Source organism: Sporacetigenium mesophilum DSM 16796, from assembly GCF_059569055.1.
The window spans coordinates 32892-44863 of sequence record NZ_JCANUR010000006.1 but is presented as its reverse complement, the minus strand read 5'-3'; the positions used below and the strand labels follow the sequence as shown (position 1 = coordinate 44863).

At 28.1% G+C, this 11972-nt stretch carries 6 protein-coding genes; all 6 read right to left on the bottom strand.

Annotation, left to right across the window (positions count from 1 at the left end):
* Nucleotides 1-2: 2 nt before the first annotated feature.
* Nucleotides 3-1784 carry a hypothetical protein gene (locus BS62_RS06925; RefSeq protein WP_496490529.1) on the bottom strand — a complete coding sequence of 594 codons (1782 nt, stop codon included), beginning with the start codon at nt 1782-1784 and terminating at the stop codon, nt 3-5.
* Nucleotides 1785-1803: 19 nt separating this feature from the next.
* Nucleotides 1804-2958: an aminotransferase class V-fold PLP-dependent enzyme gene (locus tag BS62_RS06920; protein WP_496490528.1), complete on the bottom strand. Its 1155-nt coding sequence runs from the start codon at nt 2956-2958 to the stop codon at nt 1804-1806.
* A gap of 17 nt (nt 2959-2975) precedes the next feature.
* Nucleotides 2976-6512, bottom strand: coding sequence for a hypothetical protein (locus BS62_RS06915; protein ID WP_496490527.1), 3537 nt, complete (start codon nt 6510-6512; stop codon nt 2976-2978).
* Between the two features lie 12 nt (nt 6513-6524).
* On the bottom strand, nt 6525-7382 hold the full coding sequence (locus tag BS62_RS06910; RefSeq protein ID WP_496490526.1) for a DUF4007 family protein: 858 nt from the start codon (nt 7380-7382) through the stop codon (nt 6525-6527).
* 14 nt (nt 7383-7396) lie between these two features.
* Nucleotides 7397-9040 carry a phosphoadenosine phosphosulfate reductase domain-containing protein gene (locus BS62_RS06905; protein ID WP_496490525.1) on the bottom strand — a complete coding sequence of 548 codons (1644 nt, stop codon included), beginning with the start codon at nt 9038-9040 and terminating at the stop codon, nt 7397-7399.
* A gap of 591 nt (nt 9041-9631) precedes the next feature.
* A complete protein-coding gene (locus BS62_RS06900) occupies nt 9632-11959 on the bottom strand; it encodes a DEAD/DEAH box helicase family protein (RefSeq protein WP_496490524.1) in 2328 nt (775 codons plus the stop codon).
* Between the last annotated feature and the right edge of the window lie 13 nt (nt 11960-11972).

Below are 11972 nucleotides of genomic sequence, written 5' to 3'. Positions count from 1 at the left end.
CCTTATTCTATATACATTGTCTTATCTTCTATAGTTACTTTTAGATCTATAGTTTTCGAAGACGTGTTTATTATTAATCTAAATTCATTTTCTTCTAATTCATTGTCTATATTAAATTTCTGTAATAACATAGAGTTAAGCCTTGCTATACCATGTCCTAATATAGGGTTTACAGAAGTAACTATAGCTCCACTTGATATAGATTCAAAATAATTTAATATTGGTAAAGTTAGTGGAAATCTAAATTCTTTATCAGAATCTAACTCTATAAACAATTCATTTTTATGGTTTATATCATCAAATTCATTTGTAGATTTCTCTTGAATTATATCTATTTGTTTACTCCTAACTCTTCCTATTTCTAAAAATACATTTTGGAAACTTCCATCATTTCTTTTTAAAGTCAAATATAGATCGTCTTTATTCTTTGGAGGTACCCCCATATTATTTATATATAAAGCACGAAATACTAAGTTTTTTATCTCTCTATTTTCCTTTTTAGAGTATTTTTCAAATAATCCCCTGTTATATAGCGGATAAACTTTACCAAATACTTGACTTATTATTTCGCCAAAATTTTCTCTATCCTTTACTTTGCTATATACAAGATAGAATCTTCTTAATGATGATCTCATCTTTATGTCTTCATCTCTATTGTTTATAGCTAATCTATCATCATATTCGCCATATGGATTTCTATATTGTTTACTAAATCTTTCCCACTGGTCTTTTATAATAGATTTTATATTTTCATCAAAACAATTAAAGTTATTTCTAACCATCATGTTATAATCTTCATTTAATGATTTTGAGTCTATACTTAATGATTTTAGTTCTTTTATAGCTTTTATTTGATTTGCACTATCGATTTCATTTATGCCTTCATAGCCAAAAAATAGATTTGCAAAATTATGTGTAAATTTAATAACTTTAGATTTTCTATTTCTTATATCTTCGCAACTTAAATTTCCAGTAAATGCAAAACTTAACTGAGATAAAATCTGTCTTATTGTTATTCTCTTATCATTTTCATATAGATACCTATAATACGATTCAATAAAATCTGAAACCCTATCAAAATTATCTCTTACACCCATATAATTAGCGTAAACATGGCACACATTTTCACTTTTACAGTTATCGCACTTGCTCCATAATATACCTTCAACTAATTTTTTAAGTATTTGTCTTGAAAATCCAACATTATCAACTCTAGCTATATTGATTAGTTTAAATTTATGTCCGTTTATATTTAGATAGTTATTTTTATTCGTATCTAACTGATCTAATATTTGATTCTCTACGTCTTCTATATTTGTATTAGTATTTTTAAATAATTCTTTAAATGAGTCTATTAATGGGCCTGTGTTAGTTATCAATATTGATGATGAGCCTTCATTTGGAGCATTAAGTGATTTACTTAAATATTCAACTTGTTCTTCTTTACTTAATTCACTCATGTCTTTGACATATAATAAATTCACATCATCTGAATTTATTTGCTTACAAGCCTCTAGCTTTTTTCCTTTTTCCAATAAATTTAATTCATTTAGAACTTGTACTAGTAAACTAGTTTTTCCATCTCCAGCATGTCCTGTTAATATGAAACATTCTGCTTTATTTTGCTTTATTTGTTGCGCTATATATTTACCTAGATTTCTTTCTACCTGTATTATATGGTAATATTCATTTAGAACTTGTGACTCTGCTAATGAATTTATATTACTACTATTAGCGTTGTTCATAGAATTTAAATAATCTACAAATCCATTTCCTAATGACAAGATTATGCCCCCCTATCTCTTAAATTTCGTATTCTAAATCACTTAAAGCATCATCCAGTTTTCTTATATCTTCTAAAGTTGTAAAATATCCTATACTTACTCTTATAGTTCCTTCTGGTAATGTATTGCTTACCATGTGGGCATTAGGTGCGCAATGAAGTCCATACCTAAGTGCTATTTTATAGTTTTTAGCTATAGACTCTCCCATGGTATCAACAGGATAACCCTTGATTTTAAACGAAACTATTCCTATATGATTGTTAGTAGGTATATATGTTTGAATAAAGTCGTATTTTTCAAGAACATTTACTAACTCTCTTGTAATAACTTCTTCTTGTTTTCTTATATTTTCAACACCTATTTCATTTATCCACTTTAGTGCTTTATACAAACCAAATACACCTAGTATATTTAAGCTTCCAGCTTCATACTTAGCTGGAATTTCATTTGGCATATCCATACTCATAGATTCTGTACCTGTTCCTCCATATATATACGGCTTTAAATCTATGTTTTTATTCATAATAAATCCTGCCATGCCAAATGGTCCATATAAAGTTTTATGACCTGCAAATATTACAAAATCAAATCTATATTTTAATAAATCTAATTCTACTAATGCCATAGACTGACATGCGTCTATAATATAAATAGGATTATATTTTTTAGATATCTCGTGTATTTTTTCTATTGGAGATACATAACCAAAAACATTACTTACATGATTCATTATTACTAAATCTGGCGAATTGTTTTCAAATTCATATTCTATTTTTTGGAAATCGTATTCCCAATTATCTCTTTCAAACTCTAAAAATTTAATATTTATATCATTCTCTTTCTTTATTGCTTCTAAAGTTCTAAGAACAGCATTATGCTCAAAGTAACTTATATACACATTATCTATTTTACTCCAGTCTAGTCCCCAAAGTATTTGATTAAAAGCTATAGTAGCAGAAGGGGCAAAGACAGCTTCATAGCTGTCTTTTGCATTTACTAGATCTTTTAACATGTCTCTAGTTTCCCTAACTATACTATTTATATCTTTATCATATGAAGTTGTAGCCCTGCCTACATTTGCACCATAATTCTGATACATATCCATCATATATTCATATACTTCTTTTGGTTTCGGGAAAGTAGTTGCAGCATTATCTAAATATATATTACTCATTGTCTCTCCCCCTTTTTCTATTTAAGTAATTCTACTAATATTTGTCTCTTTTCTTCCTCACTTATAGAATTACCGTAGTCTTCTATTGTATCTCTTAAATCATTTAATAACATTTCAGCTCTATCACTAAGCTCTCCTGATGTTACAGCAATTTCTAAGGTTTGCATATCCTTGATATTTTCATCAGAGCTATCATTTTTATTTTCTAAGTTATGTTTTATTTCACTTAGCTTACTGTAGAAATTATTAGGTGTTTCATCATTCCAATCACCCACATATATTCCTATAATCGCATATGATAGCTTGTCTAAATATTCTTTAGGGTCATTTAATTCTTTTTTATCACAAGCAAAGTTTATTAAAGTACTTTCTATTCCACCAGAATACTTTTTAGCTTCATCTATATTATCTACTAATTCATATAGTCCATTATTAAGTGATACTAATTGAGATAAATCAAATACTTCTTTTATATCATTTTCTACTTTTTCATATAGATTGTCAGTTAATCCCTCTATTTCATACTTAGCAGATTTAACCTTATTTATTAGCTTGCTGTAGTCTTCTGTATTAAATATAGATTTTAAATCTTTAAATAAAAACTCTATTGAATTTTCGTTTAATATCCTAAGTTTATTTTTAAACTTAACAACATCTTTACTTAATTTTTCTGATTCTAAATTTCCTTTGTATTCATTTTTAGCATCTTTTGCATACTTACTTAAATACAAGAACCATTTTTTAATACCCATTGTTAAATATGTTATGTTGTCATATATTTTATCATTTTCATTTATATAATCTTTGAAAATGGTTTCTAGCTGCTGTATATATACTTCTTTTTCATCGTTTATTTGTTCTAATCTAAATACATATTTTTCTGGCTTTTCATTTATATCTTCCAATAAATCAGCGCTTATTTGTATTTCTATTCCATCTTTCTTAATTGAAAGATACTTTTTATACTTATTTAATATAAATCCTAGTATTACAGGTATTGGCCCTTTCTTCATACCGAATTTATATTCTGGTAAAATCATAAAGTCGTAAATTTTAGAAAAACTTACTTCTCCTTCTGATGATTGCATAATTATTTCATTTATTCCTTTTATAAGATGGATAAACACGTTGTTAGAAGTCTCTTCTTTAGTTAATATATTGTAATTTAATCTATAAACTCCCTCAGTTTCTAGCTCATCTATACATCTATTTTTAAGTAGTATTGACCTAAGTATAGTTGACTCTAAGCTTCCTTTTCTAAAGTTTATAGTCTTATTTAAAGGATTTAGTATTTCAGCTACTATTCTCTTTCTCGATCCTGCCACTACTCTTGAAGGTTTGTTTTTATTTATTATTTCGTTGTTTATTATAGGAGTATTAGGGAATATATCATCCATTATTTTAGATGTAAGTTCCCTTAAATCTTTTTTACTATTTAGATACTGTTTTTCATCTTTATACAAAACAATACTTTCTGTTGAGATATTAAGTACATTATCTATATACTCAGAAATTTTTTCTTCATATGCTCTTTCTATTATTTCTAGCTCATTTTTTATAGATATATCATCTTTTTTAAGCTCTTTAAACTTCTTTATAGACCATAAATCATATATATCTTCTTCTATATATTTATCTAATTTTTCATATATAAAAATAGATTTTTTATTACCTAAACTAGGAATAACATCATTTGAATTTATAATATATATAATTCCATCACTGTTTTGAGACTTTATATCTTGTTGTATATAACTATTACTTAAAGTTTCTTCTGCAAATTTAACCTTAAAGTATCTTATAATACAATTGTCATCATTGTGTCTTCTACTTTTTATAAATATATTGTTAAAATTAGAATTTAAAAATTCTGTTACATTTATAGAATTTCTAAAGTTTTCTTTTATATTTTTTATTTCTGTAAATATCTCAACATCTATATCATTGCATATATCTAATGCTGTGGTTGTCTTTCTATCTATAACTATATTGTTTTCTATAAGATTTTCTAAGGTATCTAGCCCCTTTTCATTATAAAGAAACTTTATTATTTGTTTCGTCGGTTTTAATACTGCAAAGTTATTTAGTATATGAATAATTGCTATAGTTTTTACAATTTCTATTCCTAATCTATCTTCTAATTTTTCTACCGCACTAGCTGCTTTTCTCCATATTTTATACATTTCATCTGTATATCCTAGAGATATTATATTATCTTCAAAGTAGTCATATAATACGTCTAGCTTTACTTCGCAGTTATTATTCTTAACATAATCTAACAGACTATTATTTTCTGTTTTACATAAAAAACTAAATAAAGTTCTTTCATTTTGAGCTACTTTTTCAGATATTCTAGGTAAACAATATGTTGTTATAGGATTCATTGGATAAGCCCCATATACTACCCATTTTTCAAATTCATCATCACTTAAATCCTTAAATAAGTTCCTAACAATCATATTATTTTTTAGATTTTCAAATCTTTCTTCATTGTTCAGTTTAAATTCATTCCATAATTTTTCGTCTTTTTTTATACTTCCTGATATTAATTCATACTGTTGATTTGTAAAATCATTATATTGAATTTCTTCAAATCTTCCTTCTATAGCCTTCCACTGATCTATTTTGTTTTTTTCTAAGCTTCCTGTGTATTGGCTTATGTTTTTATGAGATATTAGTAACAAATGAACCTGTTGATCTTTAGATCTGTTGCAAAACTCAGCAAAATCTTGTAACAACTTAATATCTAAAAATGCATCATTAGAAATTAAGTACTCTATATACTTACTGAACTCATCATAAAATACAAATATCCCCTTATATCCATGCTCTTTTATTTTTTCATTTACATCTTTATATATATTTATAGGATTTGAAGAAAGTAAAGGTTCAAATTCAGCACCTGATGTTATGTGTTTATATAATTCCTCAAATTTCTTATAAGTCTCTTTATTATAAGAAGAAAGCTTTGTAATAAATTCATTTATGTCTTCATTTAATAGTCTTTCAAATACTTTATATGTTTCTACATAATCTTTTTCCCATAACTTTATTTTGTCTATAGCTTTGTCAAAGTAAAAATCTAAACTTATATCTCCTAATCCATTTAACTCCAAAGACTTCTTAAGTCCATATATTAGCAAATCTGAAAGTCCATTGTTATAAGGAGTAGAATTTAAAATAACAGGAAGGTATTTATCCTGAGATTTAATAAAACTATTAATACTTTTATAATGATTATTTTCTTCATCGTTATTACTTGCTTCTAAAGCCTTGTTAAGTAATACATTATATTTTTTTTCGCTTCTATTATCATCTGCTATGAATCCCATTAAATATAAAGCTAAATGTGATTTCCCTTTACCGTAAGGTCCTATTAATATCTTAGCTTTAGTCTTATTTGGATTACTAAAAGATGAAATTATATCACCTATAAATTCTATTGATGATGTTGTTGGTATATAAGATAGCTTTTTTCCCTCGTCCTTATAATCTAGATTTAAATTTATAGAGGACTGCATATCTGCATTAAATTTAATAATATCCTTTAACATAGTTGATCTCTCCTAGAATATATTTGTCATTATTTCTTGTACGCTAGGACTCTTGGCAAATGTTATATAATCTAATCCCCCGGTTCTGGTGAAGTTTATATATCCTAGGTCTTGTAATTTTTCTAATATATCGATAACCTCATACATATTTAAGTTAAATATTTTTCCTATATTATTAGGAGAATAAATTATATCTTTTAAGTCTACAGCTTTATTTTCTTTAGCTTCATTTAAGATTATATAAAGAGCAACATTTACGTCTAGCTTTACTTTTGATACTCTTTGGTAGAATATCTCTCCGTTTTTCTTATTATATATTTCTATAAGTCCTAAATCGGTAAAAGGACTTTCTATATTATCTTCTGGAGATTCTATATCCCTTCTAGGAACATAAGAACTTAAAAGACAAGTTATATCATCTTTTAAACTTCTCTCCGCTAGTTCTTTTTCATATCTTTCTTGTATAAATCCATTTAAGTTATTAAATAAATTTTCTTTATTAAACTTATTCCCGTTGTATTCATTGAAAAACCAATACCAAGTAGTCGCTAACTCTTCATTAGTTGCTAGTTTATAATGAAGTAGTTGCCATGTACTAGTTTCTTCTAGATATGGATCTTTTTCTAAGATCAATTTTCCTAAGTCTGTTAGTTCATGATAATGTTCGTTCCCTTGTCTTTTCTTATCCACTAGCCCAAATGCATCTAACCAGTACTTAAGGGAAGTAACCATATTACTTCCTATTCCAAATTCATCTGTTAAAGTTAATTCCTTATTTGTAAACACGCTTTTATCTTCATTAACTTTTTTAATACCTTTATGAATCCAGCCTCTCCTGATATAAAAGCTTTGATGTCCTTTAATTTTCATAGTTTACACACCTCTTATTTCTTCGTATATAGAATTTTCTTAACGTAACATCCGTTTGTAAAGTGAGTAACACATTCTAAACAACGAGCACATTTTTTTTCATCTATATAATATTTATTATTTCTTATTTTTATAGCATCGAATTTACATACACTTTCACATGCTAAGCATCCCATACATGCTTGATACTTTGTTATTTGACATTCCACCCTCTTTTCTAAAAGAGTTGGATTATTATTACTTAATATAGCTATCTTAAGCTTGTTGCTTCCTATATTTCCTTGTATAGATATAATCGGTTGACCCGTTTTTTTGTCTATAACTAATACTTCATCAATAAATTTTCTTCCCGAATCTTTATCTATAACTCCAAAAGGTTTAAAAAGCTCATATAGTTGATCTTCTATAGGCCTTGTTAGTTCATATGTTTTTGCATTTTGTTCTGTAGTACAGTTCTGTGAATTAAGCTTAGTATGACTTACATCAAGGCCGTTTCCACCTTGTCTTGCCTTCCATCCGCCTTCTTCTATATAATCCTCTGGATCTGGCTTTCCTATCTTTGTAGCAAAATCAACTAAAGCTCCTCTCCATTCCTTATATCTCTCAGGTTCATATATCTTGCTCATAAACTCAGACCAAGAACTATTATTAGGACAACACCAGCATCCGACTCTTGTGTATCCCCATTCATAGGCTTCATTTACTAACACATTGTTAGCAAGTATATATAGCCATACATCTATGTCTTTCCAATCTATGATAGGTCCTACAACCCTTTGTTTCGTAATTTTAGGACTCTCGTAATCTCTTTCGTACTTACTTCTAGAAACAGATTCACTTCTTCTTATTCCGTAAAATGTAAGGACTTCTCTTTTGTTTTTAAACAATGCATCTATTTTTCTACTTATTGGCCCTGTTTTGAATATTGTACAGCACCATCTCATTACTCTAGATGGAGGACCGAAACTATTTTTTGTTAATTCCATAAAATCTTTTTCTTTATTTCTTACGTTTCTAAGTAATATATTAGGATTTTCCTTTTTGAACTTTTCTACATATTGATATGTAGATCCTAACTCTAAAGTTGTATCTCCAAATATATGAAGTATGTCATTAGCTCCAAGGGCTTTAATAACAAGATCTGATACTACAGTTGAATCTTTTCCTCCACTAAAAGACACAAACATACTATCTAGTGTATATTCAGAAGCCATGTTTTTTATGTAACTACAAGCTTCATCAGTTATTAAGTTAAGTCTATATCTGTTAACTTCAATAAATTTCTTTATATTTTCCTTAAAGAATTTATCATTATTTTGTTCTTTATATTGATTTATTAGTTCTCTTACTGTATCAGGGTCTTTAGATGTTAGTTCTTTAACTGATATCTTAAGTATTTTTCCGTCTATTAAGTACTTGTTTCCTTTTAAATTCCATACGCTACTATTTATATATTTTAAAGGTTTCCCTATGGCACACTCTAGTAATAGTCTTTCTTGTGGATATACTACTCTTCCATCCGTTCCTACGTACTTTAATTCACTGTTACAATTAGGGCATTTATTACCTATATTATTTTCATCTATTAAAACTGGCACGTTGCATTGCTTGCAGTAATAAACATTTATCTCCGGAAGTTTATATTCTATATCAGCCATAGACACACTCCCCCTTATTTTATATTTTAATACTTTAATTTTACACCAATCGCCAACTTTTAGCTATAGATAGTTGGTGACAGTTACGATTTTGTCAATGTTTAGAGATATGTTTTTTATTTGTAGAACCGTGCTTTAATTTATGCAAAAATAAATAAGCCACCAATTGCTTGGTGGCTTTACTGTAGTTTTAAATCTTTTTATTCATTATAAAAATACCCTATAACCCATCTAAGTATTTTACATGTTACATATTCATCAGGTAAATCTAAATATTTTTCTGGTAATTCTTCTATTTCAGGAATCCTAGATGAAACTCCATTTTCTATTTCTACTTTCCAACCATCAAACTCGTATATATCTCTAGCCCCTTCAGCTATGTGTACATTATGAGGATAGTTTTTTTTGCTGGCATATCTAAATATCTAAACGCTCCAAAAACACTTGAAGTCAAGCAATCCTCTACATACTGATAATTGCTGCATTTGTTATTTACAGTAGCTTTAAGCATTAAAATATCCCCCTGCTTCTTAACGAGTTTTTCTATAAATTTAGCTTACCTAAATAGCTTTATTTGCAATAAAAGATATGCTATGCATTATACCCTGGCTTGTATTTCCTTTTTCTAGGTGGTATAATTTCATCTATTTTATATCTAATAAATAATTCATCTAAAAAGCCATCATGCTCGTCTGAATCAGCATATTTCCATTCTTGCTCTCTAAATTCATCATTATGGTTCCAATACCCACATGCATGAAGTAACTCATGGTAGATAAGATATTCTACTGTTTCAGGTTCTACTTCTGGAGAACATAATAGCTTATTAATGGATATAGAATAACTGCCATCTTCGTGTCTAGTACACAATCCAAATCTACTTCTAAGAGGTTTGTTACTCCATCTTATTTCTGGAATTTTATCAACTTTGAACCAACCATTAGCCTCAACTTCACATATAACTTCTTTTAATAATTCGTTAAGATCATGATATCCTTCTACTATATTAAATTCTTTTCGTTCATCAATACTTATTATGTTAGTAGTAGTTTTGCCACCTTCTATATCTTCTGCCGCTTTCTTTATTGTATTCTTAAACAATTCAAAGGATTTGTACAGATCTCTTATAATAGGTGTCTTATCATATCGTTCTTTTAGGTATTCATTTTCTTCTAATCTTCTTAGATTCTTTTCAATTAGTTCCTTTGCAATTATTTCAGAGTCAACTTCATTTCTTTGGATAAATGTAAAATACTCTGGCATTTCATTTGTATCCTGGATATGATCTAATATAAGACTAATTTCACTTACTTTAGGAATATTAGTTTCACAATCAAAACAATATTTAACTATTTGTTGTGCTGTAAGCTTTTCATCTAAAATTTTTTCAATGTCTTCACAAATACTTTTATATCCATCTAGTTGATTATCAAATACAAGAACTTTTGTGTCTTCCCCTTCTTCATCAACTACTGAGTACCATCCATGTGGAAAAACTTCCTTTTGTTCAATACCAATTATATTAGACTTCATTGAAGAATATATTTTCATATATATCTCCCATAGATTGCTTATTTTTCTCTTTGGTTTACCATCAAGTTCATCAATATCTTCTTTATCTTTTTTAGCTGAACTTTCATCTTCTATAAATTCACCAAACTTCTCTTTTAATAATTCTTTAGGGTCTAACCAGAAGCTAAACCTGTCCCAAGTATCATGAAAATCTACTATATAGACATCTTTAGTTCCACCTGCATCTTTTCCTCTTAATCCTCTTCCAACCATCTGCATCAACAGAGCATCACTATTTGTATTTCTAGTTAAAAATATTGATTGAATATCAGGTACATCACTACCTTCTGTGAGTATCTGTACATTAACTAATACATCTAATTTGTTGTTTTTAAAATCCTCGATTTTTTCTCTAGCACCTGGTTCTTGTGAAATACAATAATCACACTGTATCCCTCTGCTTTTGAAAGTCTCAGTTAAAGTTTTTGCATGTAATCTATTTATAGCAAATACTAGAGTCTTCCCATACTTATTTTTATTCTTAATATATTCATCTACTATCATCTCATTACGTGCTGAAGATTTTGCTAACTGATCTTTTATACGTTCCGATAAATCTTTATGTTTTTCAAAGTATTCTTTATCTTCATCTGTAGTTTCAAATTCTATTTCTCCGTTAATTTCTGTTTCTATTCTTTTATAAAATGGTTGTGCTAAAAAACCATTAGCAAGTAAATCTTTTAATTTAACTTCATGAATGTAACCATTATTATTTACTTTAAACATCTTTAATAGCTTTTTCTTCTCACTTTTTTGCATTCTAGTTGGTGTTGCTGTAAGGCCTAGGAGTATTCTGCTTGGATTAATATTAGTAATTTTTCTTATTACTTTCTGATAAGATGGTGATACTGCATGATGTGCTTCATCAATAACTACTATCAGCTTTTCTTTCCCAACTTGTCCAAGCATTCTTTCTATATATCTAGAGCCATTTTTACTAGCTGCAGATGCAATACTACATACATACACATCCTGTCTAGATGCATTTGACATTGAATAATGCGCCCTTGAAATAGGTAATACTCTTAATTTGTTTTTTCCACGTGACAACAATAATGGTGCTTGTTGTCTGAATGTATAATCCGCTTGATCTATTAATTCTTGTCTATGAACAAACCATATCACTTTATATCCGTTAGCTACTGCTTTATCAAGTAGCCAGTTAACCGCAGTAAATGTTTTTCCACTTCCTGTAGGCATAACTAGGAGTCCCTCTTGCGGCTTATTATTATCTGATTTTAAGTCAAAATAATTATTTAATCCTTCTGTCGCCTTTATTTGATGTAGGTGTAATTTTCTATTATCTAACTCCATATTTATTAAATCTAATGGTTGACTTCTATCCATTTTCTCATCTCCC